Source organism: bacterium (assembly GCA_030649025.1).
Classification (GTDB): Bacteria; Patescibacteriota; Minisyncoccia; order JAUYLV01; family JAUYLV01; genus JAUSGO01.
Genome location: JAUSGO010000022.1, coordinates 1 through 26,597, shown reverse-complemented (window position 1 = coordinate 26,597; position 26,597 = coordinate 1). Strand labels below are relative to the sequence as shown.

26 protein-coding genes are annotated in these 26,597 nt (G+C 49.0%); 7 read left to right on the top strand and 19 right to left on the bottom strand.

The annotated features are described in order from the left end of the window. Positions 1 to 4: 4 nt before the first annotated feature. From Q7S09_02860 to murA, 3 genes are all read right to left on the bottom strand, one after another. A complete protein-coding gene (locus tag Q7S09_02860; GenBank protein MDO8558103.1) occupies positions 5 to 1,087 on the bottom strand; it encodes a glycosyltransferase family 1 protein in 1,083 nt (360 codons plus the stop codon). A 129-nt stretch (positions 1,088 to 1,216) separates the two neighbouring features. Continuing rightward, positions 1,217 to 2,221, bottom strand: coding sequence for a rod shape-determining protein (locus Q7S09_02855; protein ID MDO8558102.1), 1,005 nt, complete (start codon positions 2,219 to 2,221; stop codon positions 1,217 to 1,219). Between the two features lie 138 nt (positions 2,222 to 2,359). Continuing rightward, entirely contained in the window at positions 2,360 to 3,640 is a 1,281-nt protein-coding gene (gene murA / locus Q7S09_02850) for a UDP-N-acetylglucosamine 1-carboxyvinyltransferase (protein MDO8558101.1), read from the bottom strand. Positions 3,641 to 3,664: 24 nt separating this feature from the next. Here murA and Q7S09_02845 point away from each other — a divergent pair, with 24 nt between their 5' ends. Both Q7S09_02845 and Q7S09_02840 read left to right on the top strand, forming a co-directional pair. Next, complete coding sequence (locus tag Q7S09_02845; protein MDO8558100.1) at positions 3,665 to 5,113, top strand: PEGA domain-containing protein; 1,449 nt, start codon at positions 3,665 to 3,667, stop codon at positions 5,111 to 5,113. A gap of 319 nt (positions 5,114 to 5,432) precedes the next feature. Beyond that, positions 5,433 to 5,657 carry a hypothetical protein gene (locus tag Q7S09_02840; protein ID MDO8558099.1) on the top strand — a complete coding sequence of 75 codons (225 nt, stop codon included), beginning with the start codon at positions 5,433 to 5,435 and terminating at the stop codon, positions 5,655 to 5,657. Positions 5,658 to 6,021: 364 nt separating this feature from the next. Here Q7S09_02840 and rpsI read toward each other — a convergent pair whose 3' ends face one another. The 9 genes from rpsI to infA form a co-directional block, all read right to left on the bottom strand. Continuing rightward, positions 6,022 to 6,474, bottom strand: coding sequence for a 30S ribosomal protein S9 (gene rpsI / locus Q7S09_02835; GenBank protein ID MDO8558098.1), 453 nt, complete (start codon positions 6,472 to 6,474; stop codon positions 6,022 to 6,024). Between the two features lie 186 nt (positions 6,475 to 6,660). Beyond that, positions 6,661 to 7,062: a 50S ribosomal protein L13 gene (rplM, locus tag Q7S09_02830; GenBank protein MDO8558097.1), complete on the bottom strand. Its 402-nt coding sequence runs from the start codon at positions 7,060 to 7,062 to the stop codon at positions 6,661 to 6,663. A gap of 10 nt (positions 7,063 to 7,072) precedes the next feature. Then, on the bottom strand, positions 7,073 to 7,420 hold the full coding sequence (rplQ, locus tag Q7S09_02825) for a 50S ribosomal protein L17 (GenBank protein ID MDO8558096.1): 348 nt from the start codon (positions 7,418 to 7,420) through the stop codon (positions 7,073 to 7,075). Between the two features lie 130 nt (positions 7,421 to 7,550). Next, complete coding sequence (locus Q7S09_02820; protein ID MDO8558095.1) at positions 7,551 to 8,540, bottom strand: DNA-directed RNA polymerase subunit alpha; 990 nt, start codon at positions 8,538 to 8,540, stop codon at positions 7,551 to 7,553. Between the two features lie 75 nt (positions 8,541 to 8,615). Beyond that, positions 8,616 to 9,245, bottom strand: coding sequence for a 30S ribosomal protein S4 (gene rpsD / locus Q7S09_02815; protein ID MDO8558094.1), 630 nt, complete (start codon positions 9,243 to 9,245; stop codon positions 8,616 to 8,618). Positions 9,246 to 9,362: 117 nt separating this feature from the next. After that, entirely contained in the window at positions 9,363 to 9,821 is a 459-nt protein-coding gene (gene rpsK, locus Q7S09_02810) for a 30S ribosomal protein S11 (protein MDO8558093.1), read from the bottom strand. Between the two features lie 135 nt (positions 9,822 to 9,956). After that, on the bottom strand, positions 9,957 to 10,352 hold the full coding sequence (gene rpsM / locus Q7S09_02805; protein MDO8558092.1) for a 30S ribosomal protein S13: 396 nt from the start codon (positions 10,350 to 10,352) through the stop codon (positions 9,957 to 9,959). Positions 10,353 to 10,438: 86 nt separating this feature from the next. Further along, positions 10,439 to 10,552, bottom strand: coding sequence for a 50S ribosomal protein L36 (gene rpmJ, locus Q7S09_02800; protein ID MDO8558091.1), 114 nt, complete (start codon positions 10,550 to 10,552; stop codon positions 10,439 to 10,441). Between the two features lie 103 nt (positions 10,553 to 10,655). Next, complete coding sequence (infA, locus tag Q7S09_02795; GenBank protein MDO8558090.1) at positions 10,656 to 10,871, bottom strand: translation initiation factor IF-1; 216 nt, start codon at positions 10,869 to 10,871, stop codon at positions 10,656 to 10,658. Between the two features lie 266 nt (positions 10,872 to 11,137). On the opposite strand from infA, the gene Q7S09_02790 reads away from it, so the two are divergent. From Q7S09_02790 to Q7S09_02775, 4 genes are read left to right on the top strand one after another with little or no spacing between them, the layout of a single operon-like run. Further along, entirely contained in the window at positions 11,138 to 12,655 is a 1,518-nt protein-coding gene (locus tag Q7S09_02790; GenBank protein ID MDO8558089.1) for a hypothetical protein, read from the top strand. Next, positions 12,628 to 13,347, top strand: coding sequence for a hypothetical protein (locus Q7S09_02785; GenBank protein MDO8558088.1), 720 nt, complete (start codon positions 12,628 to 12,630; stop codon positions 13,345 to 13,347). Before Q7S09_02790 ends, Q7S09_02785 begins: the two co-directional genes overlap by 28 nt. After that, the gene (locus Q7S09_02780; GenBank protein MDO8558087.1) at positions 13,344 to 14,027 is read left to right on the top strand and encodes a ThiF family adenylyltransferase; all 684 of its coding nucleotides are present in this window, start codon (positions 13,344 to 13,346) and stop codon (positions 14,025 to 14,027) included. The genes Q7S09_02785 and Q7S09_02780 overlap by 4 nt, the downstream gene beginning before the upstream one ends. Positions 14,028 to 14,049: 22 nt before the next feature. Further along, on the top strand, positions 14,050 to 14,340 hold the full coding sequence (locus tag Q7S09_02775; protein ID MDO8558086.1) for a hypothetical protein: 291 nt from the start codon (positions 14,050 to 14,052) through the stop codon (positions 14,338 to 14,340). Between the two features lie 80 nt (positions 14,341 to 14,420). Here Q7S09_02775 and Q7S09_02770 read toward each other — a convergent pair whose 3' ends face one another. The 5 genes from Q7S09_02770 to Q7S09_02750 all read right to left on the bottom strand — a co-directional run bounded on the left by Q7S09_02770 (position 14,421) and on the right by Q7S09_02750 (position 21,797). Beyond that, entirely contained in the window at positions 14,421 to 16,211 is a 1,791-nt protein-coding gene (locus Q7S09_02770; GenBank protein ID MDO8558085.1) for a hypothetical protein, read from the bottom strand. A 121-nt stretch (positions 16,212 to 16,332) separates the two neighbouring features. Next, positions 16,333 to 17,619, bottom strand: a complete 1,287-nt coding sequence (locus Q7S09_02765; protein ID MDO8558084.1) for a hypothetical protein — start codon at positions 17,617 to 17,619, stop codon at positions 16,333 to 16,335. Positions 17,620 to 17,682: 63 nt separating this feature from the next. Beyond that, complete coding sequence (locus Q7S09_02760) at positions 17,683 to 18,486, bottom strand: polysaccharide deacetylase family protein (GenBank protein ID MDO8558083.1); 804 nt, start codon at positions 18,484 to 18,486, stop codon at positions 17,683 to 17,685. Positions 18,487 to 18,508: 22 nt separating this feature from the next. Continuing rightward, a complete protein-coding gene (locus Q7S09_02755; protein ID MDO8558082.1) occupies positions 18,509 to 19,645 on the bottom strand; it encodes a glycosyltransferase family 4 protein in 1,137 nt (378 codons plus the stop codon). After that, positions 19,638 to 21,797, bottom strand: a complete 2,160-nt coding sequence (locus Q7S09_02750) for an NAD-dependent epimerase/dehydratase family protein (protein MDO8558081.1) — start codon at positions 21,795 to 21,797, stop codon at positions 19,638 to 19,640. Before Q7S09_02750 ends, Q7S09_02755 begins: the two co-directional genes overlap by 8 nt. 54 nt (positions 21,798 to 21,851) lie before the next feature. On the opposite strand from Q7S09_02750, the gene Q7S09_02745 reads away from it, so the two are divergent. Then, positions 21,852 to 22,979, top strand: coding sequence for a glycosyltransferase family 4 protein (locus Q7S09_02745; protein MDO8558080.1), 1,128 nt, complete (start codon positions 21,852 to 21,854; stop codon positions 22,977 to 22,979). Positions 22,980 to 23,127: 148 nt separating this feature from the next. On the opposite strand, the gene Q7S09_02740 is transcribed toward Q7S09_02745, so the two are convergent. Both Q7S09_02740 and Q7S09_02735 read right to left on the bottom strand, forming a co-directional pair. Then, positions 23,128 to 23,982, bottom strand: coding sequence for an SH3 domain-containing protein (locus tag Q7S09_02740; protein MDO8558079.1), 855 nt, complete (start codon positions 23,980 to 23,982; stop codon positions 23,128 to 23,130). 50 nt (positions 23,983 to 24,032) lie between these two features. Further along, positions 24,033 to 26,249 (bottom strand): O-antigen ligase family protein, encoded by a 2,217-nt coding sequence (locus Q7S09_02735; protein MDO8558078.1) that lies wholly within the window; start codon positions 26,247 to 26,249, stop codon positions 24,033 to 24,035. Positions 26,250 to 26,597: the final 348 nt, after the last annotated feature.

Sequence of the window (26,597 nt, the reverse complement as noted above, 5' to 3'; positions counted from 1 at the left end):
AAGACTATGGTTTTATCAATATGTTGAGCGTTTCCTGTGCGCACTTCTCCCATGAAAAACGCTGCGCATTCTTATAGCCGGCAGCGATAAGATTCTCGCGCAATTTTCTATCTTCGGAAATGCGATGCATGGCTTCGGCAATGGATTCGGGGCTTGAAGGATCAATGAAGAGCCCTCCAGGGCCTGCCACTTCCGGCATCGCGGAGATGTTTGAAGTGATGACCGGCACACCCGCTTGCTGTGCTTCCAGAATAGGCAACCCGAATCCTTCGCACCATGAAGGGAATACGAATGCCTCTGCGTTGCGTAATAGCTCCCACTTCGCCTCTTCGGAAATATAACCGAGAAATTCAATCTGATTTTTCAGCTTATAGCTTATAGCTGATAGCTTCTTAGAACTAAATCCAAAGCCGATGCTACCAGCAAGTATCAACTTATGCGGTAATTTGTATTTTTCTTTTGCAATCGTGAAGGCCCGAATGAGACCGTCAACATTCTTTTTTTTCTCAATCCTCCCGATATAAAGAAAATAAGGCGTATCCATTCTTTTATTTGATATTGGATATTTGATATTGGATATTCTTTGTGGTGCTCCGTGATGCACAACCGTTATCTTCTCTTCCGGCAAGCGATAAAATTCCATAAGGTCTTGTTTTGTCGCGTTCGACACCGCAATGATGCAAGAGGCGCGCTTCACGGCATCCCTTGTCACCCATCTCAAGTACATGCGCTCTTGCCATGCGTAGTGATCCGGAAATCGCTCAAATTCAAGTCCGTGGATAGTCACTGCGGAATTTTTCGGCGCGGTTTTTGGTAACACATGCTGGGGAACAAAAAACACATCTGGTTTGTGTAGTAAAAGTTCTATGGCAAGACGACTCTGGGTCCAAAGAAACGGAGAGGAAAGAATTTTCTTGGTGATGTTTGCCGGATATTGATCGGCTCCGTTCTTGGCAAGATATAATAAAAAGCGGTGCGTGCCCGCTTCAGGAAGACCCAAAAGGTATTGCAAGAGATACCGTGTGTAGAACCCTACGCCCGTCGGATACGTTTCAGATAAGGCTTTGGCATGGATACCGATAAGCACACGGATTTCTAGGCTTTTGTTTTTGAGCGGAGTTCGAGGCGACCTGCGAGGAGCAGAGTAAGCTGTACTTAGAAAGTACAGCGTCGAGCACCGAAGCAGTCAACGAAGAAATCCGCCAAAAACAAAAGTCTAGCGTTTGGTCATCACCGCACGTTTGTAGAGTTCAAGGTTATTCAGTACATGTCCCGTGCCCTTGGCTACGCAAAAAAGAGGTTCAGGGGCCACCGTTGCAGAGATTCCCGTACCGTGTGATAAAAATTCACCTATGCCGCGAAGCAACGCTCCGCCTCCCGAAAGCATCATGCCTTTGTCGAGAATATCGGCGGAAAGTTCCGGGGGTGTTTGCGCAAGAACTTGCTTCACCGTCCGTAAAATGTCATGCAATTCATCGGAAATGGCATGTACAATATCGTTCGTGGTAACCTCTATGGTTTTAGGAAGGCCGTCAACAAGATCCCTTCCGCGAATCTCGGCAACACTATTCTCCGAACTCTCAACGGCAGCCCCGATGAGTATTTTTACCTCTTCGGCCGTCCGCTCACCGATTGCGACATTGTGGCTGTGTTTGATATAGTCCACGATGGCGCGGTCGATTTTATCCCCCGCAACACGCACCGATGCCCAGGTAACAATGCCGGAAAGCGCTATGACTGCGACCTCGCTTGTTCCGCCACCGATGTTCACCACCAGATGTCCGGAGGAATTCTGTACCGGAAGTCCCGCCCCGATGGCCGCAAGCAGAGGCTCTTTTACAATATATGCGGCCTTTGCTCCTGCTGATATAGCAGCCTCAATAACAGCCCTTCGTTCCGTAGACGTAATGCCCGCCGGCACCGATATGATCACTTCCGGCTTGAAAAAGCTTATGGGACCCGATGCTTTGCGGATAAAATAACGTAGCATGGCCTCGGTAACCCGATAATTTGCAATAACTCCATCGCGCATAGGGCGCGTAACCACGATAAAATCTGGAGATCTGCCGAGCATCTCTTTGGCTTCATTCCCCACCGCAAGTATGCGATTGTCGTCTCGGGAAACCGCAACAACGGAAGGCTCATTGATAATCACGCCTTTTTTGGGCACGAATACCAGCGTGTTTGCGGTTCCAAGATCAATACCGAGTTTTTTTGGCATAAAAAAGTTCAAAGTGTAAATCTCAAAATGGAAAATGACAATGTAAAATGCAAAACGGTGAAGGCGTGAAAGTTTTGATAAACTGAAACTTTCACAAGACTCAAAAATTTTTATTTTTGAATTTTGATTTTTGAATTTTTAAGCGTTCACTCGCTGTATATCCGCCCCTATCCCTCGTAGCCGCTCTTCTATTTTTTCGTATCCGCGGTCAATTTGGTAAATATTATGGACCGTGGTTTCTCCCTCCGCGATAAGTCCGGCTATGATCAATGCCATGCCTGCGCGGATATCGGGGCTGGTAATCTCCCGCCCGCGGAGCTGTGCCGGACCATTGACGAAAATTCGGTGCGGGTCGGCGACCGTGATCCGCGCTCCCATGCGTACCAGTTCTTGGGTCCAGTTGAGCCGTCCTTCAAAAATAGTCTCGAATACCCGGCTCTCTCCTTCCAGTTGTGTGAGAAATACCGCGGCAGGCGCCTGCAGGTCCGTGACAAAACCAGGATATTCGTGTGTAATAATTGACCTTGCTTTTAAGTTCTTGCGCCCCGTGGCATCTACCGTTAAGCTCGATTCCGTCTTCTCCACTTCTACTCCCGTATCTTGCAGTAAGGAGATGAGAGCGTCAAGATGCGCCGGATTGCAATCGGCAACGGTAAGGCGGCTCCGGGTTGCCCCCGCCATAAGCGCAAAAGAGCCGGCTTCTATTCGGTCAGGAATGACCTGAAACGTTCCGCCGCCAAGTTCCGAAACGCCTTCTATGGCGATGTGGGGCGTGCCGTGCCCCGAAATACGAGCGCCGCACGCATTCAAGAAATCCGCTAACGCCGCCACTTCCGGTTCCATTGCGGCATTTTTCAGCATGGTCGTGCCGCGGGCAAGAACGGCAGCCATCATGAGCGTTTCCGTGGCAGTCACGGAAACGACCGGAAAAAAAATGGATGATCCTCGAAGGCCGTTTTTTGCCCGGAGATGATAGAATCCCTTCGACAACTCTACCGAAGCGCCAAGCGCTTCATAACCTTTTAAAAAAATGTCTATCGGACGCTCGCCGATGACGCACCCGCCCGGGTGCGGAAACACGACTTCACCCATCCGCGCAAGGAGCGGACCGGTAAGCACCATGGAGGCGCGGATTCGTTTGGAAACTTCTGTATCGAGCGTTGTTGAGATAATGTTTTTCGCCCGGAGCGTTACAATATCTCCTCCCGACAACGTGTCGCTTACCTCAACGCCGAGCGCCCGCAAAAGCTCCAAAGTCCGCAAGACGTCTTCCACGAAAGGCACGCGCGTAATCGTCCACAGCTCTTTGCTCAATAGGGATGCGGCTAAAACTTTGAGGGCGTTATTTTTCGCCCCCTTGACCCTGATAGTTCCGGAAAGGTTTTTGCCTCCCCGAATGACGAATTTCTCTTGCGGCATGGTTTTAGTGTATCATAGGGTATAATGACACGAAAGACCCGACAAATATTATTTTGGAGCTGTTTTATCGTATTTGCCGTGACATCCCCCGCACTCGTGCTTTTTGCGCGCGGATATCGGTTTGATTTTGTCAAAAAAAAGTTCGTTGCCACCGGAGCGATCTTTATAAAATCAGATCCGGAAGGCGCAATTATTTCGGTTAATGGCATAAAACGCGGCTATACGCCAGGTGTTTTTGGAGATGTGCTCACAAAACCCAGTCTCATTTCCAATATCTTACCGGGCGAGTATGACGTCCGCGTGGAAAAACTCGGCTATGTGCCGTGGGTCAAAAAACTCACCGTGCGTCCCCGCCAGGTGACCGAAGCCCGCTCTATTTTCCTTTTTGCCGAGTCCAAACCAAAAACCCTGTACTTCACAAGTATTGCCGATTCGCTCGTCTCTCCGGATGCCAAAGAAGCTGTCGTGGTAAGCGAGGGAAGTATTACCTCTTGGATAGTACTTATCAATACTAAGAAGCCTTCGGAACAAAATACGGTTTATGCCGAAAAAAAACAGACGCGCGCCTCCCTAAACCCAAAAACTACACTGGAGTCATTCTCTCCGGATGACCGAACGCTCATGTTCAAAAAGGAACGGAAGGGAACATTACCTTCTCTTTTTACGGTATCACTCGACAAACCCTATGATCTGCGCGCCATGCCGAAGTTCCCCAGTCCGTCCGACAAACTGCAAAAAGCGGCTTTCACAGATAAAGAGCACGTAGTATTCCTTGATGCCCATCAGACGCTCTGGCGATGGAAAAACCTCTCAAGTGAGATCCCAACGCGCGCAAGCGCGTCGGCATGGGGTTTTGCCGTTCACAATGACAGGCTTTACACATTAGAGGGATATCCGCCAATGCTCTTTGCGTATACCGCCGATGGTACTGCAAAAACCCAGATATCCACTATGCCTGTTGATGGACGCACCGTCCCCGCGAAACTTTTTATTGAAACGCTACCGGATAACGCTTTGGCATTTCTCGTCATTCCCGAGGGCAGCAAAGACGGAACGGTTCGGCTCGCAGATAGGGACGGCAAGCTTCGGGATGTACAAAAAGGCGTAGAATCCTTCAGAATATCTCCGGACGGGAAAAAGATGCTTACGAAAACATGGAATGAGCTATGGGTGCATTATTTTGACGATATACTCACTCAACCGATTCATAAAAACGGCGAAGTGATGCTTGTTGGGCGATTCGGGACGGGCGTAAAAGAAGCACAGTGGCACCCAACATCCGGAGACTATATTCTTTACACCGTGCCTGACGGCCTTTTTGCAATTGAATTGGACGATCGGGGAGGTAAGCGAAACACTATTGAACTTGTGCGCAATGGGGATATCGCGCTTCGTTCCATCACGCGTGAAGGCCTTTTCTTCACGGCCCAGGAACATCTTGCATTCTTCTCCTGGAGACCGGAAGAGAAGTAAGGTTTTATTGTTTGTTGTTCGCATGGTTACACCGAAAAGTCGCGGTCGTTTTGTCCTGCGACAAAACACTGCTCGGCTCTCGCGCCGCGATTCCCGTCTTTGGCGGGAAGCCATGCTCACGGCGCTCCGAGACGCTTTTCTTATATAACCATGCTCACATACAACAAAACCTAAAAAGAAAGAAAATATTTTTAAGTAGGAGTTCCGCTGACTCGTCCACATATTGCGGAATCGCTTCGCGATTGAGCCAGTAATTTAATAATTTGACAGAAATGAAACACCGTGCTATGTTTCATATGCTGATAGAAAGGAGAATGCCTTGACAATCTTCACAATCTTGGTGTTTTTGTTTGGTCTTTACGTCGGCGGTCTTGCGGTTTACATTATCGCCATACCACACATTGCCGCATCTCTTTTCACGCAGGGAAAGCCCTGGCCATCCGGAAAAAGAGCGACAGTTTTCTATCCTTTCACTCTCTTCCTGCTATGGCTTTCATCTAACGAAAGACGTTGGAAGAAGATCCAGACCATGGCTAAGTCCTAACTACTCTCGAAAAAGAGAGCGCGGCACATCCATTGTGCCGCACTTTTGTTTTCAAACAAAAAATCGGCAGTTGGGAAACTAAAAAAACGACTGTAAATACTAAAATCGCTGGCTCAATCGGCAAAGCCGATCTGCCCGAAGGGCAGTGAGCTAGCGGAACTCCTTATAAAACATACCTCTCTCTTTAGTTTTTATTGCCTCCGAGCCTATCCATAAACGAAAAATGTCGCGGAGGCATTGCGGGCATGGTGTCCCGGTACTCCGGGACGAGTAATGCCGAGCGCCAAACAACAAAGCGCCCGCTGGGGCGCTTTGATTGTGTTTTTTCGTATGGATGGGCGAAGACGGGGCAATAAAAACTACTCTACCTCTTTGCCCACTGCGGACGACGCCGAGCCTTCTTCAGTCCGTATTTCTTGCGCTCTTTCTCGCGAGGATCGCGCTTCAAAAATCCGGCACGCTTCAGACGCTTGCGGAAGTTTTGATCAAAAAGAGTAAGTGCGCGCGAAAGGCCGTGCCGGACGGCTTCGGCTTGCGCATGAGTGCCTCCGCCAGCAACACGCACCGTCGCGCGGAAACGGTTCATTGACTTCAGTTTCTTGAGTGGATCTTCAACAATGAGGAAAAGCCGTTCGCCTGGAAAGTATGTTTTATACGGTTTGCCTTCTACCTCAATATTTCCCGCTTCTGCGGAATTCTGCGGATTTGAAGTGTAGAGCCGGACCCGGGCCGTTGCCCGTTTGCGGCGTCCCAATCCCTCAAAATACTTCTCGGGCTTCGGTTTTAATCCTACAGAAGGCTTTTGAGCAACCGACACAACCTCCTTTTTCACCGTAGAGCTTGCCGCCGGAATTTGCGAAAGATCCGATCCTTCAGCAGATTTTTTTTCTGCTGTTTTTTTTGAAGCAGCCGTTTTTTTAGGCAAAGCCTTTTTGGACTCTTTCCCTAGGCCTGGTTTTTTAGATATTTTGATCTGCGCTTTTTTCATATGTGATTTCCTCAATTACGGGTTCTTATCAAATTTTTTGTCCTGGGATTTTTCCAAAGACCCCCTCAAAAGCGTGAGCCTTCTCATGAGTCGAGAACGTAGACGATTATGCGCGAGCATGCCGTGTACCGCCCGTCTCAGTAATATGCGGGGATCTTTTTCGAGAATTTTTTTTACCGAAATACGCTTAAGGCCACCGGGATAACCGCTATGATGTATGCGCACGCCGTAGGCGGCTTTCTTTCCGCTCAAGCCCACCTGATCCACGTTATAGACAGTGAGCATTGCGCTTTCTCTTCTTTCGGGCCGGTATGCGGGAAGGTTTTTGCCCTGCAGGAGATATGCAACCCGGCTTGCGAGCCGTCCAAGCATTTTCCCTTGAGCGTTTATAGTAGTTTGAGAGGATTCCGAATTCATGAATAATGATTTAAACAAATTCGATAATAGCGAGCTTTGCCCCATCGCTCTTACGCGACTCTTGTTTTATGATACGTGTGTAGCCGCCATTCCTTGTTGAAAACTTTTTTTCCGTCTCATCAATGAATTTTTTCGCAACATCTTTGCCGAGAGCCGCAACGAGATACCTCCGGCTCGCAAGCGTTTCTTTCTTGGCGTGCGTTACCAGCCTTTCCACAATTCTTCTTAGCTCCCTTGCGCGCGCATCGGTTGTCTGTATTCTTCCATGCAAAACCATGGAGCGCGAAAGATCGCGCAAGAAAGCCTTGCGTACGTCTCGTTTTCTTGAAAATGTCCGTCCAACTTTACGTTTATTCATCCCGTTAGAGGCAGGTCGCGGTCTTTTACAACCGAAACACCTTGATAAACTATTAAAAATTCGTTAAAAATCTTATTTCATGCAGACCCTCGTTAGCGACCGCGGCCTCTAACGGGATTCGTTCCGCTGTTTACTTCTTCTCCGCTAACGTCAACCCCATTTTCCCGATGGCTTTCTTAATCTCTTTCACCGCTTTTTCTCCAAGGCCTTCGGTCGCAAGCAATTCGTCTTCCGTCTTCGCCGTTATATCCTGAATGGTTCTTAGATGCGCAGTCTCAAGAGCATGAGCTATTCTTGTTTTCAGCTTCAAATCCGCAATTCCTCCTTCCTCAGTCGATGAACTTACCCCTTGGAGTTTTTCCGTTTCTCCTTTCGGCCCCATGCCTTCCTGAGAAGATTCTGCACCCGCTACATCGATAAGCGCATCTGCTCCCCGAAGCTCTCTGAGCCGTTCAAAATGTTCGACAAGGATCTCCACTGCACGGCTGAACGCGGCTTCCGGGCTCATGGTGCCATCGGTTTCAATATCGAAGCGAATGCGGTTGAAATCCGTTCGATCGCCGATTCGCATGTTTTCAACCTCATAATTAACCCTCTTAATGGGCGAGAAAAGCGCGTCCAGTGCGATAAGACCCACTTCTACCTTCTCTCTCCGGTGTTCTTCAACAGGAACGTATCCGAGCCCCTTCTCCACTTCGAGTTCCATTTCCAGCTCCGCATCGCCAGAGGTAAGGGTTGCAAGATGTAGCTCGGGATTGGCGACTTCAAGATCCGAGGAAGTCTGGATATCTCCCGCCTTCACCTCTCCTTTGCCCTTCTTTGAGAGAGTAACGCGAAAAGTCCCCTCTTCTGCATGCATCAAAAATCGAACCTGTTTTAGGTTAAGCATGAGAATGGTTGCGTCTTCCATAACTCCCGGGATCGCTACAAATTCATGCGAAACACCCTTTATTTTAATACCGGTGATGGCTGCCCCGGGAAGCGATGAAAGTAAAACTCTCCGCAGGGCATTTCCCAGCGTCATGCCGTAACCGGGAGAACATCCCGTAATATGTATCTGTGCCCGATTCCCTTTCTTTTTAACAATTTTTGGAGGCTCGGGAAGAAGAATGATTTGCATATCTCAAACAGCAAATAACAAGTAGCAAATAGCAGGAAGCAGATTTGTTTTTTGTTATTTGTTTTTTGTTATTTGTTATCTAGAGTAAAACTCAATAATCTTCTGAATATCCGCGGGAATGGCCGCATCCGCAATTGTGGGAGCCCCGCTGACCGTTCCTTCAAGCTTTTCTTTGTCCAGAGATAGCCATGACGGCGGTGCATATTTCTTCAAACGAAGTGTAAGCTCGCCAAAAATCTTCTTTGGCCGGCTTAGTGTGCGGATGCCGACAACGTCGCCCATACGAACTTCGAAGGAAGGTATGGAAACCTTTTTGCCGTTCACCGTAATATGGCCATGGCTCACCAATTGACGCGCTGCGTTCCTTGAGGGCGCAAATCCCGTACGATAGATAACATTATCAAGACGATGCTCGAGCCTCTGCACAAGCATCTCTCCGGTTATGCCTTTGTGCCGCGTTGCTTCTTCCACATAACGCCGGAACTGGCGTTCTAAAATTCCATATACCCATTTTACTTTTTGCTTTTCCAGAAGTTGCGTTCCGAATTCGGACTTCGGACGTTTCCTTTTAGATCCGTGCATGCCGGGCGGATAAGGGCGGCGGGTAAAACCCGATTTAGGCGAAAAATCCCGCTCTCCGCGAAGGAAGAGCTTTGTTTGAGCTGCGCGCGATTTTTTATCTTTTGGACCGGTATAGCGAGCCATACTTAGCAAGTTCAAAATGCAAAATTCAAAATGCAAAACTTTGGAATATCGTGAAAGTTTTTCTCGCAAGAAAAACTTTCACTCCTTAATTTTGACTTTTGATTTTTGACTTTTGATTTATACCCTTCTGGGTCTTGGCGGTTTGCATCCGTTATGCGGCAAAGGCGTTGTATCTTCAATGGAAAGAATATTGTATCCGGCAGCAGCAAGCCCTCTCAAAGCCGCCTCCCGTCCAGCTCCAATGCCACTGACCTCCACTCGAATATCCCGCAATCCTAATTTCATGGTTTTTGAAGCAAGCGCATCGGCAACGCGCATAGCGCTATACGGCGTTGCTTTCTTCGGACCCTTAAACCCGAGCGCGCCACTTGAAGCCCACGCCAGAACGTTGCCATCCGTGTCCGTCAAAGAAATAATGGTATTGTTGTAGCTCGCGTGAACGTGAGCAATTCCTTGCGAGTACGACCGTCGGACCGAAGACGTCCGCTCCTTTACGCTTGCGGCCTTCGCCTCAAGCGCCTCGCCTTCTTTCAGCGATTCTTCCGTTGTCGGCGCAAAAATTTTTTTCTTTCCCATATATCAAAAATTTAGAAAAACATGAGATCGAGTCTGTCTGATTTTTCGGAACTCAAGAGGGAGTCTTACACTTTTAATTTAGGGGTGTTGAAACGGTCTCCCTCTTGGTGGAGAAAAATCGGACAGACGAGCATTTTAGGTTTTTTCGGAGGCCGACTTCCTGCCGCTTCCCATTGTGCGGCGCACATTACCCCGTCGTGTTCGGGAATTTGTTTTCGTCCGCTGTCCGCGGACCGGAAGCCCCTTGGAGTGCCTTAGACCTCGGTATGAACCAATATCCTTAAGCCGTTTAATGTTCATCATAATCCTTCGGTGAAGCTCTCCTTCAACCGGATATTTCTTTTCGATAATCTCGCGCAACGCGCTGACTTGGGCGTTATCCAGCGCATCAGTTTTGACATTAAAAGGAATATTAAGCGAACGAAGAATCTGCTGGGCCAGAGGCCTGCCGACACCGTATAGCGTCGCGAGTGCGACATCGATATGTTTTTGGGGAGGAAGCGTTGCTCCCGAGATGCGAACGACAGCCACGTTGTATAGCTTTTAGCTTTTAGCTTTTAGCCGATAGGAATTAAGAAACTTTCCTATAAGCTAGGAACCGGAAGCCATAAGCTGTCTTAGCCCTGTCTCTGTTTATGCTTGGGGTTTGCGCAAACTACACGCAATGTTTTTTTGCGACGAATGACCTTACACTTGGAACAGATCTTTTTTATAGACGGACGAACTTTCATGCTTGCGCTAATCACGAATGATGCGAATACCACGCGAATAACGCGAATTCGCGAATATTCGTGAATCTGTACATTCGTGTAGTATCTGTAAATTCGTGATTCTCTAGTTTCTTCTCACGATCCTCCCCCTCTTCGGGTCATACGGCGAGAACTCAACATCAACCTTGTCCCCGGGCAACACTCGGATATGGTTCATGCGCATGCGCCCCGAGAGATATCCTAAGGCCTCTGCCCCGTCTTCAAAACGCACTTTAAAAAGATCCCCCGGAAGGGCCTCTAAAACTAATCCTTCTTTTCGAGTCAGTGCGTTTTCGGGCATTAAAAATACAGGGGGAAGTATAGCAATATTCTCTTTTTCCGTCAACCGGCAAAAAAACAAAGAAAACGAGCTTTCTTGCTACCTAAGAAAGCCCACATTTCGCTTTTCAAGTCCGCTACTATCCCATTGTCGTTAATTAATATGTTAACAGCCTGGCCTTAAAAAAGCAAGTACACGTTGCTCTTGACGTTCAACTTATGTTTTGTTATGATGCAAGGCTCTTTTACAAGAGTTATATTCCGAAAGACTGAAAAGGAGATTGGGAAATGGAAAACGAGCATAGGGCTTTTCTCGAGAAACTTATCCGTAGCGGCCTCATCGCTCTTATTGTGGCAGTGCTCTGCTTTGGAATTTACGCCTTTAAATTTTTTGTAGATGCATCCTCAATCAGAGATCGTAACGATTTCTATAAGGAACTGGTAGCGCCGACAGCGCAAACAAAGAATAGTGATGCATACAACGTGGCGGCTATCCTTCGAACGCTTCCTCAAGAGATTTCCGCAAATGAGCTTGCCCTCATTCTGGACAAATCTCTTGTGCATGAAACTACCGCATACGGCAAAATAGTCCGCGAAGAGACCCAGACCGTTATCGCTGTCATGCGCGGACGCCTGCCGTATGAAAAAGCGTTTCGTGCCGAACCGTCTTGGGACTCATACTGGAAAAATGTCGACTGGTGGCTTTTGTGGATTTTCTATCCGCTATTTTCGCTTATTGTGGTCCTGGCGTATATTTTCGATGATGGCCCCGAACCTGATGTTCTTAAGAAACCTTGGCCGTACGCATGGGGATTAGTGCTTTTCCCCGGCACCATAGGAGCCATAATCGTGTTCGCTGTCATAATCGGCGCGGGGTGGACATGGGGGCACGTAGAAGGATGGTTCGTGAATTTCAGGCGCACATTCCGGCATGTACTCGCTAATGGCAGAATTCTCTCTATCCCGGAAGTCGAACCAGTGCCGCCTCTTCAGGACTTGCCTCGCCCGAGATGGCTTGCAAACTCAAAAAAACCCGAGACGATCCTGGAAACATCGTCCCTTGCGCGCACCGACACAAAGAGGCGTGAAAAAATAATTTCATCCGACGCGCGCGTTTCACAACTTCGCGCAAGGCGCGATGCGATACGGGAGCAGTGGATAAGAATTCTGGGATGGTATGATATTGACCTGCAGAAAATGCTTGCGGCAAACCGCGTCCAGGAGGCCCGGAGAACGACTGTGAGCCTTGAGGAGAATATACGCAGCGTCAGAGGCGACCTTCAGTCGCTTGGCACAAAGCTAGCGGGGGCGCAACGTAACGAAGCAGTTGCGCAACGCGACCAGGAGGAGCTGGAGAAGCTTCCTCCGAAACCCGACCCAGAGAAACTTTCTCGCTTCGAAGAAGCATTCCGGCTCCTGGAGGATTTTCCTGATGTTATGGCAATAAACGTGGAAGGCGAATGCATATCGGTTTTTACCGATACGCTCTACATCATGTACGACTCACGCCTCTTTGAGATAGGGAACTTCCGCATCGACTTTATCCGGAACGTTGGCGAGGGGTTTGGCATTTACATCCGCAATCTGGCAAAAGGAGATGGAGAAGTAGATTACCCTTATGGAAGTGACGGCGGTTTCTGCTTCGGCAATCTCACGGGCGATATCAATAATCTTCTTGCCGAGCGCGATATCCCCTCGGCGGTGGTGCACATACTCAAGAGCATCACGCACCTCAACAAAAATGATAAAAATAAATTACGTGATTTTAAGGAGGTTCCATGGAAATTGAATCCGGCGAAAGGGTAACGCGAGCTGCGCTTGTTGAAGCACCGGTTCCTTCGGGAGAAGACCTGATACTTACGGGTTTCCCCCGGGCAGTCATCACACTCGAAGCGCTGCAAAAGATCAAGTGCTACGTAGATCTTATGCCGCTCGAGATAAACGGGTTTGGCATCGTGGAAGTTGAAGGAAGCACCCTCTATATCACAAACCCTTTCATCCTTGACCAGCGCGTCTCCGGAGGACACGCCGAAACAGACTCTATGGCGTACAACTGCCTGGTGAGCCGCATGATACGCGAGGGCAAGGACCCTTCGCACATACGCCTTCAATGGCATTCGCACGTTTCCATGCCGGCATATTTCTCGCATACGGACCTCGGAACGATTGCCGACTACGAAGGATACTACGACTGGATGGTAAGCCTTGTACTTAACAAGCAAGGCGACTACCGATGCCGACTCGACGTGTACCGTCCCCTGCGCATTGCCCTAGCTCTGCCGCTTTTTGTCCGGATGAACGTAGCAGATGAAACCCTGACCGAACAGTGCCGAGACGACATCAATCAACATGTGCGGGAGGGATGGCGCGTAGCCGGCCTTCACATTCCTTCTCCAAAAAGCATTCTGGGTAAAAACACTCACCGAATGCCGGAGGGAGACCCAGTCATCTTACCGGTCGAACAGATTCTTGGCGAAAGAACGGAGGAAAAGACATGAACCACTTCAGACAAGAGCGCATCCTGCCTATAGACGCCATCGTATTTCCCGTAACCGTCATCGGCGCAGGAGGCATCGGAAGTCCGACAACATTGATGCTTGCCAAGATCGGGTTTGAGAATATCACGCTCATCGATTCGGATGCCATAGAGGACCATAACGTGCCAAACCATCTCCTGTGGGGACCGACGGACGCGGGCAGACCGAAGGTTGACACGGCGCATGAACGCGTGCTATGCTTGACCGGAATTGCTATAAAGAAACACGCCTGCTCATTTCCAAACGAATCGCTCCCGACACTTAGCGGCATCGTCATCTCGGGCGTCGATTCCATGGAATCCCGCAAAGCCATCTGGAGCAAGGTAGCCTGGAACAGCAAAATTCCAGTTTATCTCGACGCACGAACCGGCGTGGGTACAAAAGGCCAATGGATGGAAATACATACTGTCCGTCCCTCCTGCCTCGAGGATGTTGAGTTCTACGAAAAACATCTTCACGAGGCGCAAGACATCGACCCGGACCTTGCTTGCGACGCATTCCTGCCGGTGAACATGGCAATCGCCTCGCTCATCGGCTCGCAACTTACGCATTGGCTCATGCAAGAGCCTTACTGGCAACGTCTGGTTTTCAACCTCAAGAATTTGACGCTCATCCGCCAGGAAGAGCGTCAAAAATCCTAACCACAAAAAAGGAGAAACCCTTATGAGATCGGCACTATTGGAAGAACCGAAAACTGCAACCCCCATAATCCCCCTCGCCACTGCCGTCGCTCCTCCGCATTCGAATGCGGTAACGGTCACTATCGGCGACAAATCACATGCCCTCCCCTTTACCCCGGGAATGACCGTTGAAGACGCGCTCAAGACCGTGGGCGGCGCCAAAAAGGCGGACGGAAGCGCTACGGTGAACGAACGCGCATCCAATGGCGACACCGTGCTTCAGGCGGGAGACCTCGTCGTGCTTACGCCGAAGTTTGAAAACGGCGGAAGATAACAGACCCCGCGAAATACCGCAAAAACCGAAAGGACCCCAAAAAGGGTCCTTTTTTAAATTCACTGGGATGAGACCTTATACTATTTCTTCCCCGTAATAACCTTGATACGGCTTGAATCTGCCGGAAGCTGTCGTGACCAGAAAGGCCAGAGCGAGAGATTAACCCGGTCAATATGATTCTGCTCGGCAAAAAAGGCTTTTGCCTGATCAATGTCGGAATTTATAAGCCGCAAACGAAGATCGCCCTCATCGATGACTGCCTGTCTTCGCACGCTTATCAGTGCGGTAAGCGCAAGACGGCCAAGAGCGGCATCAAGCTGCCGAACCGTATAGGAAATTTTGCGGGTATCGGGCAGGGTGCGGTACTTTCCGCCAAGGTTTTCGGTAATATTCGGCTCAACGATCGCCAACACATCCTGCTCTCTAAAAAGATATGCTTGAGCGATTGTATGAACCGTGAGCGTAAATTTCTCACCCGGCTCTCCTTCCTTTGGAGAGACGCTTACTTCAGTGCTTGCAACAAGGAGCGCGCCTTCGCTATAGACAAGATCCGGAGGGAATTTCTTGCGCAATACCTCTTTCATACGATCTGATTCTCCGGAGATAAGGCTTGAGCGCGCCGCTTCAATATCCTTTTTCTCGACCACGCGCCCGGAACCCTTGAACCCTCCCGTCAGAGACTCATGGGATTCTCCATAAAATTTTCCATCCTTGGGCGTCCCGCTAAATCCGGGAATGGAAAACCGAGAAGGAGCAATGTTGTACTCGGCTCCTGCCTGGTCCGCCACAACCTCGATCTCTATGGACCCCGGCGTCAATTTTCCGCCCTCTACCTTTGCACCGGGAATAACAACGGCTTTGGGCGTGCGGAAGAGCTTTCCCGATTCTGAAAGAAACCGGGTCGTGGCGACAATAGGCTGCGGAGAGGAACTGAATGCGTTGTATACGGTAAGTTTGCCATGAGCCTTACTTACCACCTCGCGATCGCCGCTTGAAGGAAATTCTTTTGCGGTCGTCTCCTCAACCAGAAATCGTTCAAGAGGCAAAACAGCTTTTGCGATGTCGACTGAAGAAATTTCTGTGCGGCCCGAAAGGTCCATTTCAAATTCTACGGCATCCTCCTTGGGATAGATGGTAACGGTAGCCGAAGGCTTTATATATCTGATCCCCGCTCCTAAAATCCCAAGCACCAAAAGAACGCTTAAGGTCCAAATAAAGAATTTTTTTCCAATGCGCCGCGGCGTACGCCCGGAAGATTCTTCTTGATAAATCTCTTCCTTTATAGGTTTTTCTTCGGAAGCACCGTGTGCCAAAGGAGCAGATGGCATTTGGACAGATCTTCGCGGCGCAGCATCAGTAGCTCTTGTCGACGGCATGACGTCCATCGCCCGGCCTCGCCCGCCTCGCCGAGACAAGTCGAGGCTGGGTTTTTGCACATAGGAATTAAACTGGTCCGGAGAAGGTTTGGTAGTCATAGAAGGTGAGGAGTTAACTGATATGGGTATCTGCTGGCCTTTGACAATTTGTGGAACTTCTGAAGGCTGTGAAACCAGAGACCCCCCTTTTCCGCTTCCTCTCTGGGTGGGCCATTCTTCAAAGAATTTTTCTCCTTCGGAGATAACCTCAACAGCGATACCAGCTTTTTTTGCAAGACCCGCGCCAGAGGGGTCCTGGGTGGAAATCGTGAGTTTTTTATTGAGCTTTTCGCATTCGCGTTTGAGAAGTTTGAGATTCAGAAGATCGCGGAACAACAACGCCTCCCGAGGAACTACAAGAAGCACTTCCGGGGCATCCTGCGCGTCGATAGCGTCGAGTAATGAGGTGATCTCGTCTTCGCGATGTGCATATAAAATGTGGGGAGTGGGAGCCATTCAAATAACTCAAAAATTAAAAGTCAAAAATCAAAATTAAGGAGTGAAGGTTTTTCTTACAAGAAAAACTTTCACGATATTCCAAAATTTTGCATTTTGAGTTTTGCATTTTGAATTTCTTCTAAGAGTATGCCAGTCTTGTTGCGCGTTGCACAATGCGTGCCAGTTCGCCAGACGGACCCGTATCAAACAGGGAGACATAGGCCAGACAGCATATCGGCGTATCGGCGCTTGAAGTTGAGATTCCGGAAAACTTTTTCAAATCCTTATCTCCCTTAAAAAACGGTAGATCTGCTGGCGCAAGCACGACGGGGGTTCTTTTTTCCAAAAACGGTATTTGCGCAAAACGATCGGTCTCGTTAAGCACCCTGATCAGGTCCGGCAGATCGGCTCCTTCGCCATAAACGAATATAGCGGACGGAAAAATCTCCAAGGCCTGTGAAAATTCTTCCAAGGCCAGCTCCACGCCGGTCGCCCAAACGGACGAAGCCCGTTTCAAAATCCCGGAAATTTTACGGCTCACCTGCACGCTCAATTTCCCTCCTGCATACTGCCGCTGCATGTCTTCGGCTTCCTTAAAACCCAAGCCGAGATTTTCCCCAATACTGCGCGTAAAAAGATTTCTGCCGATTGAAAAAAGTTTCATCCCTAAAAACACGTTTTTTGAAACAACGGAGACGCTCGTGAGAGCTTCGTCAACGCCGATGAAAATACCAGAGTAGGGCAAACTTGTCGGTGCAAAAGACGCATGGGCGCGACACACGTTGTACGGCAATGAGCGCGGAAAGAGATTCTTAATCCCGAGAAGCTTCTTTATGGCTTGAAGAAATTCGAGATGAGGTTCCTCGGTGTAGAGGTTAAAAAGAGCGATTTCTATTTCCTTTCCCGCAAGGCCAACCGGATCGTTCACGCCATAGCCGTCAATGAGTATTTCTTCCAGGCGCGAAGAGACAAGCCGCAAATTCACCTCTGGGCCATTCTGCCGCAGGAGTTTCTCTCCGATACTCTCGCGACTTGCCCGCTCCGCTTTTTCCAGAAGATTTTTAAGCTCTGCCGCATCAATCTTTTCTTTCGGCTCATCGCGCTCGAAAACAGCCCGAAACGTTATACTGCGGAGAAACTCCGCTCCAAGCCCTACCGAGACATTCCGAACTTTGGCAAATCTCGGAAGTTTTTCCAGAAGCGTTTTTGCCGCGCGCTCTATGGCGCCCGCATCCACTGTAAGAAGCCCCGTCGCGCGGCCTTTGCGCTCCTCGTAGGGTACCTGCACAAGCTCTTCTAAAACCAGCGAGTCTCCTTCTCCATGGGAAAAAAGAAGTCCGCGCAACTTTCTTGACCCAATTTCAAGAGCAGCATAATGCTTTCCTTTTTCTCCCTTCTCTCCGAATAACGAACCAAAAATACCCATATAGCTATTATACCATAAGCGAGATATATGGCGTAGCGCACTGAGGAGTATTATGAGCCATGCCTAATATCTTCCTATAATCATCCTTCGGACGCTTGCAAACCAGCTATAAGGCTCTGTGAGAAGGGCCTTGAAGTGCAATGGGATGGCGCGATCGTTCACCGGAAGGCGCTCCAAAATCCATGGGTCAGACCCTGCGCGTACCAGACCGACATGAATTGATGTAGCGCTTTTGTAATCGGCGTCTTTCACGGCCTGCACGATGGAGGCGGTGTACTTCCCCCGTGGATAACAAAAGTGTTTTGCGCGTATACCGGCATGTTTTTCCAGATGGTCCCGCGATACCTGAAGCTCCCAATAGACCTTGGAGTTTTCAAGTTCCGGCATGTTCGTATGCGTATGCCCGTGCGATTCTATCTGCCACCCGGCTTCCCGCAAAGTTTTAATATCGTCCCAGGTCATCATGGGAAATTCTGGCATCCGCGCGGTCACATAACTATTGGTACGCCCGACAAATTCGGTTGCAATGTAGGCCGTTGCGGTAAAACCGAATGTTTGCAGAATGGGAAGCGCCTCCGTGAAGACGTTGCGGAATCCGTCATCGAACGTGATGATAAAACGCTTCTTGGGAATTCGATTTGCCTTCATGAGCTGGAGCAGTTCGTCGAGCGTCATGGTGAACCATCCGTGGCGAGCTAAATACGCCATCTGCCAGGCAAAATTCTGCGGTGTCGTGGAAATGGGGGAGCCGGAATTATCAATAGAGTGATATAAAAATATCGGCACTCCGCGTGAGGGAACAAATTTGTCCACGATTACGCAGGAGGCAAAAAATATATTTCGGATAAGTTTTTTTAGAGAATGCATAATAAAAAATTGCCGACAGATACTAAACTGACTGCTGAAAAACATTCTCATATTCTTCAGCAACCTCGCTCCATGTTCTTTGCTGGAGATGGGTCTTCTTTTTTTCGCGCAGTTCATCAAGAGCTCCCGGAACAAGCAAGGCTTCGAGCTTTGCCGAGAAATCTTCTTTTGACATCGGATTAAACCATGTAGCACTCTCCTTGAAAATCCCATAAAGACCGTTCTCTTGCGTTGCAAGCACGGGAGCGCCGGCGGCAAGAGCATCGGTAAGCAGATTGGGACTTACTTCGGAGAGCGAGGGAAGCACTACCAAGTCGCTACGGCTCATTTCTTCTAAGATGTTATCATGACTCGTAGGATCTTTGAATATAACAGCATCCCCAGCTTTTAGCTTATGGCTTATAGCTTTTAGGGCTTCGCCTTCAGGGCCCTCCCCAATAAGTGTCAGGTGAATGTTCGGATGTTTTTTCCTTGCTTCTGCAAAAACTTCAAGCAACATATGCAGATTTTTCAATTTGAGAAATCTTCCCGCATAGAGCAGTCGAATGGCGGATTTTGTTTGCGAAGAATTATTCAATTGCGAATTTCGGATTACGGATTTGGTTGAGGATGAACTTATAGGTCGTAATTCTAGAATCGGATGCATTATGGTATGCACCTTTTTCTCATCAAGCTCAAAAAGCGGCACATAGATATCGCGCAGAAGTGATGCAGTAAACACGACAGCATCCGCTCTCCGCAACAAAAACTTCATCACCCAATAAAGAATGGCAACCCGGAGCGGAGCGGAGGTTTGGAAATTGGAAATTGGAAATTGGAAATTACGACTTCGATAGAAGTCGCGCAATGTCCCGAAATATCTCCCCTCCTCAACCGCTCGTTCCCAAAAAAAATCTCCTCCAATCCTTATGGTAAGTGAAAATCTCTTTGCAAAACGCGCTATGTAAACTGGAAGCAAAATTTTTGGCGTGGCATGCGCGAGCACCACATCGTTATTTTTAATTTTTGAAAGCAGGGTAAAAAAACCGGGGCGTACTAAAACAGCAACGGCATATCCGCGCTTCTCTAGCACTTCTTTCAGCGACGCAAGATACACCCCCGGCCCACCAACCTCGGGAGAGTACACGCTGGTTATAATATTGATGCGCCTTTCATTCATGCGATGCTATCGTTTCGGCAATAAGTTTTTCAACTTCCCCGGTAATCCTCTCCCAGTCATAGCGCAGGACGCGTTTCTTTGCGGTTTCGGCGAGCTGACGCGCAAGCAACGGCTCGCGCAGAAGCTTAAGCATAGCCCCGGCAAGAGCTTGGGGATTCTCGGGCGGTACCAAAAGACCCGTCTGACCATCCTCTATAACTTCGGGTATCCCGCCAACGGCCGTGCCTACAGCCACGGTTCCCGCGGCATGCGCTTCCACAAACGCAATGCCCTGTCCTTCCCTGCGCGAAGCCCCCACAAACATCGAGGATGCCGCAATTTCTTTGGGAATATCGTGATGCGGAAGATTCCCTTTAAACACAATGCTTCTGGAGATGCCGAGCATCTTCACCTGCGTCTCCAATCTCTCCCGCTCCGGCCCATCACCGACAAGATATAACTTCACATCTGGAAATTCCTTCAGCACATACGGCATTGCGTCGAGTAACACATCCTGGCCTTTCACAGGAAAAAGTCTTCCTACGCAAATAATCTTCTTGGAGTCTTTTGTGACATGAACAATGCTACGAGCAAGATCAACACCGTTCGGGATGACCACGACGCGACGCGCACCAAGCCAACGCGCGCGGCTCGCAAGATGCTGGGAAATCGCGTGTATCGCGTCGGGCATTGTATGAATGAAACGCCGGAAAAACAGGTTAAATCCTATTCCGCGCCTCCAGTCATCCAGCGTCCCGGATTGCAAATTGAGAATAGCCGGCCGCCCTGCTGGGCGAGCCTCGCCGAAGGCGGGACGCCATGTAAAGACCTTGTACAGCGCAACGGCAATGCCCGCATAACTTTCCAATACTCCGTAAACAATATCATGCGGAATGGAAAACGATTTCACGAACGCCAAAATCGGATACAGGAACTTATCGTATTTCGTGCCCAGACCCATGCGCACAATGCGCATGCCATTGATAGTTTCCTGCCGTGGAAGAGAACGAGACAGCCAGGATGTCACCACAATAACTTCGTGGACTTTTGCAAGCCGCTTGCCTACTTCTTCCACAAACACCTCGGCTCCGCCTCTATACGGCGGGAAAAACGCCGAGAAGAATAGGATTCGAAGAGGGTTTAGGGGTGAGGGTTTAAGGGTGAGGGTACTAAAATCCACAGGAGATTTTCTTTCATCTCCTACATCCTCTACCCTAGACCCTCTACCCTTCTTCTTTTCCCACTCCTTTCCCCACGCAATGGCCCGCTTGATACCATCGGACAGCGCTACTTTTGGCTCGTATCCAAGAAGTTTTTTCGCCTTCGAGATATCCGCGACATAATGCGTGACCTCGCCCACATGCGAAGGTTTTTCGGATATACGCGGATTTCTGCCAAGTTCCTTTGCGATATATTCCACAAGCTCTCCAAGCGTATGCCCCTGCCCGTAGGCAAGGTTTATGGTTTCATTCTTCACTTTTCCGGACACCAATTTTTCTATGCCTCGCACAATACCGTCCACGCAATCATCAACGTAGGTGAAGTCGAGCGTTTTTTCTTTTCCAAATACCACAATGGGTTCGTCCGCGGATATTTTTTTTATAAAAAGCGGGATAACGCGTTCCATACGCTCTAGGTCATTATCGTATCGTCCGTACACATTAGAAAAACGAAACACCAGATACGGCATGCCGTAGCACCGGGCATAGGCATACACGAGAGCTTCTCCGGAAATTTTACTTGCCGAATAGGTTGATTCGGTATACGAGATATGGGTTTGCGATTCTTCCGTGGAATACCGGTGAACATCTCCGTACACTTCGCGCGAGCTTGCATAAATAATAGGAAGTTCGTTTTGGCGGCAAAATTCCGCCACGTTGAATGTTATGGCAATATTGTCAAAGGCCCGCCACGGCTCGGCAATGAGTTCGTGCACCTTTGCGTTTGCCGCGAGATGCACCACCACATCAAGCTTCTCGGGATACACCTGGTCTCCGATACCGCCCTTGAAGTTCACAAAACGTCCCGAGAGATCCTGAAGAATATAAGGAAACGCATCGGTCCAGCTGTTGGGTCTGCGGTCCACGCCAAAAACCTCATGCCCTTCCTTTTTCAGGCGAATGGCAAGATTTGTTCCTATTTCTCCTGATGAGCCGGTAATAAGGATGCGCATGGGCCTATTTTGCCATATTTTGAGTAAAAAGAAAAGACGTGGTAGTGTGGGAATATGCTGGAGACAAAAAAAAAGAAAATTCTATTTCTTATTACTCAATCTGAATTTGGTGGGGCGCAAAGATTTTTATTGGAGCTTGCGACCCATCTTGATACGGCTAAATACGAGAGTCTGGTTTCTTCCAAGCCCGGGGAGCTTCTGGACGTCCTGGAGGATAAACATGTCACCGTACAGCCCTTAAAATGGCTTAGGCGCGATATTTCCCCTGTATACGACCTTTTGGGCCTATGGGAGATTTTCAGGCTTTTAAGGCGTGAAAGGCCTGATGTATTTTTCTTGCTCTCTTCTAAGGCCGGCTTTCTGGGAAGTTTGGCGGGACGCTGGGCTCGTACCCCAAGAATCGTATACCGCATCGGCGGATGGGCATTCAATGACCCGCAATCGTGGTTCTTGCGTAAATTGTATCTTACGGCTGAAAAAATATCCGCGCGATGGAAAGACGTGATTATCGTCAATTCCCGGCATGATGCCGCTCAGGCAGAGCGTCTTGGCATAAAGCCGCGCGAGAAGCTCGTCACAATCTACAATGGCATTGACCCTGCTTCCCTGCAGTTCTTCGCGCGAGACGAAGCAAGAAAAAGGCTTAACGTGCCTCCTTCTGAGAAACTGATTGGCTGTATCGCTAATTTCTATAAAACAAAAGGATTGCCCGTGCTTATTGAAGTAATGGCAGAAATTCATAAAACCCATCCCGGCGTCAAGCTCGTTATCATTGGCGACGGCAGAGAACGACGACATATCGAATCAGAAATCGCAAAACATGACCTGCAAGACGTTGTTCTTCTGGCGGAACACCTACCCGAAGCCTGGAAATATCTAAAGGCTTTTGACATCTTCGTCCTCCCCTCCCTCAAAGAAGGTTTCCCGTGGGTTTTACTTGAAGCAATGGCGGCCGAAATTCCCGTTATTGCAACTTCGGTCGGAGCCATTCCTGAAATCGTCAAAAACGACGAGAATGGCATGTTGGTAGAGCCGGGAAATTCGGAAGCCCTACAACTGGCAATTTCGGAGCTTTTTAATAATGCATCCCTTCGAGATAAGTTCGCCTCACACGCCAAAGAAACCGTCGAGCAGAAATTCAAGCTTGATCGCATGATACAAGAAGTAAAGAACCTACTCTAGCCATATTGCTATAAATAAAAAAACTCCCCCGCCTAAGTGGGGGAGTTTTCTTATTCGCGAGAAACTATTTTCAAGCGAGTCGAGCGAAATACGAAGGTATTCTTTTGTATTTCCGAGCGAGTGCCGAAAATACAAGGTTTAATACCCTTTATTTTGCCCGCACATACTTCCCTGATACCCAACCCTGCACCGTGGAAGTAAATTGAATCCGATACCATCCATTCTGCGTCTCAAGAGCTTCAAATTCTTGGCTGGGCCTCATGTAGCCGATCCGTCTGCCCGAAATAGCTGGCAGCGTTCGTACATTCAGGGCTGAGACACCGAGCTTCAGCACTATCCTCTGTCCGGCCTGCGGGTTCGCGCTTGACGAGGGGGATGGAGAGGATGATAGCGGACCCGGCATCGTATAACTTATCCCGCTCGACCAATCCGTCAACATGCCATCGACATTTTGCGCCCGGACTTTAAACACATAAGTTTTGCCGGATTCAAAAGGTCCAAGTTGAAGATTTTGGGTGCTCACCAAACCACGCAGCTCACCCTGCGTCACATTGTACACTTGCCATGCGGTTAGGCCCTCTCCAGTGCCTGCGTCTCCTTCGGTTCGAATAAGTATGTTATTCGGCGGTAGCGGCTCGAAAACAAGTGTAGGAATTTTCTGCAAGGTAAGCGCTGCGGGAAATGTATTCGAAAATGGACCCGGCGTACCGTAATACATCGCCCGTATCTTGCGATTTTCATAGCGGGTATTTGCCGTAAGCCCCGTCTCCACAATGCTTGTTGCGTAATTAGCGACGGCCTGTTTGACACGCGGAGAAGTTTCATCCCCCACAAAAAGCTGGATCTCCGTTACCATGGCCCCGTTGAGATTAAATGTCCACTCAACGCTTGAAGGCGTGACCTTCCCTATGCCAAGAGACCCCGGCACAGAGGGGGTATATTGGGCACGGACAACGGTTGCCAAGGCGAAAAATAGAAAAGTAAAAAAGATGATTTTTTTCATGTTGATAAGTATAACAGAACAGCCTAAAAGCAATCAACCCCGATACTCCCTTATTTTGGCAACATTTTCAAAAATATTTCTGCTTCGCGGGCATATGACTCGTCGAGCTCCACGGCACGCGCCACCTCGCTCCTCGCATCACCGTACCTCTGCATGCCCTTATAAGTTGCCGCCAACACCGCATGCCACTTGGCGCTCTTTGGTTCCAGCTCAATAAGCCGTAAAAGAACCTTTTCCACTTTTTCATATTGCACCGTTTCACTGTATGCCTCAAATAACTGTTTGAATTCCGAAACGGACCCGGGTTCATATCCCTTCTTTTGCGCCTCATCCAGAACATCGGCGGCATTTCGATACTCGCTCAAGAAAAGATATGCGTTAGCCAAGGTTATGTGCGATTCAACGATATCTGGATTTAAGGCCACAGCCATTTTGAACGCTTCAATGCCCTCTGTGGTTTTTTTGAGGCCGAAAAGCAGCGTTCCTTTCGCATACCACACGCGCGGAACGTTTGGCGCAAGCGCTATAGCTTTCTCTATGGCCTCTCCGGCCTCTTCGTACACCTTTGCATCCCCTAAACTCGCACGAATATTCAATATCTCCCCTATGGCGAGATACGCTTCGTACTTAAGCGGTTCACGATATGTCGCTTCGTAAAGCCTATCTGCCAAATAGGTAAGCAGTTCTTCGTCAACGGGTATATTTCCTGCCCGCACTTCTCCTACATAATACCGCTCGAGCAGCAAAAGCGCTTCCCAGGTCACATACGAATTCTGAGCAATCGCTATCTGATACTCGCCAATAATTGCACGTACCCGTATGTCTTGGGAAATATTCTTTGGGGCCCTGGCATTCAGCGATGGATCCAGGCTAAAAGCATTGTAGATCGCCATTGCCGCTCTTAACGGTTTTACCGACGCATACCAGAAGAGCGGGATGAAAAGAATGATGCCAAAAAGCAAAGAAGTGCTCATGGGAACCTTGAAATTTGAATTTTGGAATGTGATACGCGCAACAGCCGAATGCATACTATCTCCAAAACCCTTTTTGGTCTCCGTTGATGCCGCAAGGAAGCTGATAAGCAAAAACAGCGGAAGATATGATTGGTGTACATCAAAAACGAAAAGATTGTGAACCGTATATGCCGCAAGGCCTGCGATGCCGATAAAAGCTGCTTTCCCGTCTTCATAAGATTTTCTACGTGTCTGTAAGAACGCCCAAACAAGCGAACCTAAAAACAGGAGATAGGCCGCAAGACCCACAATCCCGCCCATCACCAGCATATCAAGCATTTTGTTATGGGCACGGTCAAACCACTGGCGAGCCCGGAACTCGCTGATAAGCTTCGGGTCTATGTGCTTATTAAACGCGACATTGTAGCTCTCAAAACCCCACCCTAGCCATGGATGTTCGCGCCACGCCGAGACGCTTATGCGAATTGCGGTAAGGCGGCTTCGTACGTTCGGATCGGAAAGCGAGATATCGCGGCCCTTTGATATCCAAACACCGCCTGCGACAAGAAGCAGGATTGCGCCAATATAAGCTATTCGGGTCTTGGAGAAGCTCATTTTGCCAAATAACATCAGCGCCGCATAAATCAAAAAGCCAACCGCAAGACCCAGAAACGCGCCGCGCGTTCCCGTTCCAAAAGTTCCCACCGCAAAAACAATGGCAAGGGCGCCATAAATATACTTCTCCCTTCGTGATTGCGCATGCAAAGCAAGTAATGCGGCAAATAGCACTTCAAAAATCAAGAGTGAGGCAAAAAACGAAGGATTCCCGGCAGTACCCTCAAGACGCAAGTAGCCGGTGTCAAGGGCTCTAAAAATTCCCGCGACGATGGAAAGAACTCCAACACCCAGGAACACTTTCATAAGACCATAAAACCGCTCTGGTTTCATTCTAAAAATTCCTGAAAGTATCAGTGCAAAAAACATGTAATGGAAAATGCCGAATAACCCCTCCATCCGCTCTGCATTTGACCAGAAGCTTTTTGAGAAGCTTGCTCCGAAAATACTTGAGAGGACAAGGGAAAGGAAAAATACACAAAGCGCAAGCCACACAAAAGACTTTTTTGGACGAAATTCGGGGTTTGATGCGGCAAGCGGCATGTACAACACCGCCATGGCCTCGACCAAAATCCGAAAAAGCCACACCTTACCGAACACAAAGGGGTAAAGCGTCCGATCCCAAACCAGGAGAGGGGTGAGCAGTGCCAATACGGCAAGAGCAGATATTAGTTTTGGAGCAGTGCGAGAATAAGACATATATTTGTTCCGGATGGACAATTGCGGATGCCGGAGGCATCGGATCTCTAACGGGTCAAGCATACATAAAAGTATCCGCAAAAACAACCCCGCACTTATCGCGATAAGTGCGGGGTGAGCTCGTTAAAACGCATCAAGCCCCTCTCTTTCGAGAGGGGCTTGATCTTCCTCTAACCAGTTACAAGCAAGTTAAAGGGATTCAGTTCAGTCTTAGTAGGTGAGCGTGCCTCCGTTGACCGGGTACGAGTCGGAATGCGAGTACGGACCTTGTTCGACTGCGAACACCGGCGTGTAGTAGTACTCCACGTCACCCTCGTTCCACGTCGTTCCGGTGCTGAATCCGGTCGT

Bases quoted from the DNA above. Each gene is read 5' to 3' on its own strand.
- Q7S09_02855 (MDO8558102.1), bottom strand. From the start codon at position 2,221: ATGCCAAAAAAACTCGGTATTGATCTTGGAACCGCAAACACGCTGGTA.
- murA (MDO8558101.1), bottom strand. From the start codon at position 3,640: ATGCCGCAAGAGAAATTCGTCATTCGGGGAGGCAAAAACCTTTCCGGA.
- Q7S09_02845 (MDO8558100.1), top strand. From the start codon at position 3,665: ATGACACGAAAGACCCGACAAATATTATTTTGGAGCTGTTTTATCGTA.
- rplM (MDO8558097.1), bottom strand. From the start codon at position 7,062: ATGAATTCGGAATCCTCTCAAACTACTATAAACGCTCAAGGGAAAATG.
- rplQ (MDO8558096.1), bottom strand. From the start codon at position 7,420: ATGAATAAACGTAAAGTTGGACGGACATTTTCAAGAAAACGAGACGTA.
- Q7S09_02820 (MDO8558095.1), bottom strand. From the start codon at position 8,540: ATGCAAATCATTCTTCTTCCCGAGCCTCCAAAAATTGTTAAAAAGAAA.
- rpsD (MDO8558094.1), bottom strand. From the start codon at position 9,245: ATGGCTCGCTATACCGGTCCAAAAGATAAAAAATCGCGCGCAGCTCAA.
- rpsK (MDO8558093.1), bottom strand. From the start codon at position 9,821: ATGGGAAAGAAAAAAATTTTTGCGCCGACAACGGAAGAATCGCTGAAA.
- rpmJ (MDO8558091.1), bottom strand. From the start codon at position 10,552: ATGAAAGTTCGTCCGTCTATAAAAAAGATCTGTTCCAAGTGTAAGGTC.
- infA (MDO8558090.1), bottom strand. From the start codon at position 10,871: ATGCCCGAAAACGCACTGACTCGAAAAGAAGGATTAGTTTTAGAGGCC.
- Q7S09_02790 (MDO8558089.1), top strand. From the start codon at position 11,138: ATGGAAAACGAGCATAGGGCTTTTCTCGAGAAACTTATCCGTAGCGGC.
- Q7S09_02785 (MDO8558088.1), top strand. From the start codon at position 12,628: ATGGAAATTGAATCCGGCGAAAGGGTAACGCGAGCTGCGCTTGTTGAA.
- Q7S09_02780 (MDO8558087.1), top strand. From the start codon at position 13,344: ATGAACCACTTCAGACAAGAGCGCATCCTGCCTATAGACGCCATCGTA.
- Q7S09_02775 (MDO8558086.1), top strand. From the start codon at position 14,050: ATGAGATCGGCACTATTGGAAGAACCGAAAACTGCAACCCCCATAATC.
- Q7S09_02770 (MDO8558085.1), bottom strand. From the start codon at position 16,211: ATGGCTCCCACTCCCCACATTTTATATGCACATCGCGAAGACGAGATC.
- Q7S09_02765 (MDO8558084.1), bottom strand. From the start codon at position 17,619: ATGGGTATTTTTGGTTCGTTATTCGGAGAGAAGGGAGAAAAAGGAAAG.
- Q7S09_02760 (MDO8558083.1), bottom strand. From the start codon at position 18,486: ATGCATTCTCTAAAAAAACTTATCCGAAATATATTTTTTGCCTCCTGC.
- Q7S09_02755 (MDO8558082.1), bottom strand. From the start codon at position 19,645: ATGAATGAAAGGCGCATCAATATTATAACCAGCGTGTACTCTCCCGAG.
- Q7S09_02750 (MDO8558081.1), bottom strand. From the start codon at position 21,797: ATGCGCATCCTTATTACCGGCTCATCAGGAGAAATAGGAACAAATCTT.
- Q7S09_02745 (MDO8558080.1), top strand. From the start codon at position 21,852: ATGCTGGAGACAAAAAAAAAGAAAATTCTATTTCTTATTACTCAATCT.
- Q7S09_02740 (MDO8558079.1), bottom strand. From the start codon at position 23,982: ATGAAAAAAATCATCTTTTTTACTTTTCTATTTTTCGCCTTGGCAACC.
- Q7S09_02735 (MDO8558078.1), bottom strand. From the start codon at position 26,249: ATGTCTTATTCTCGCACTGCTCCAAAACTAATATCTGCTCTTGCCGTA.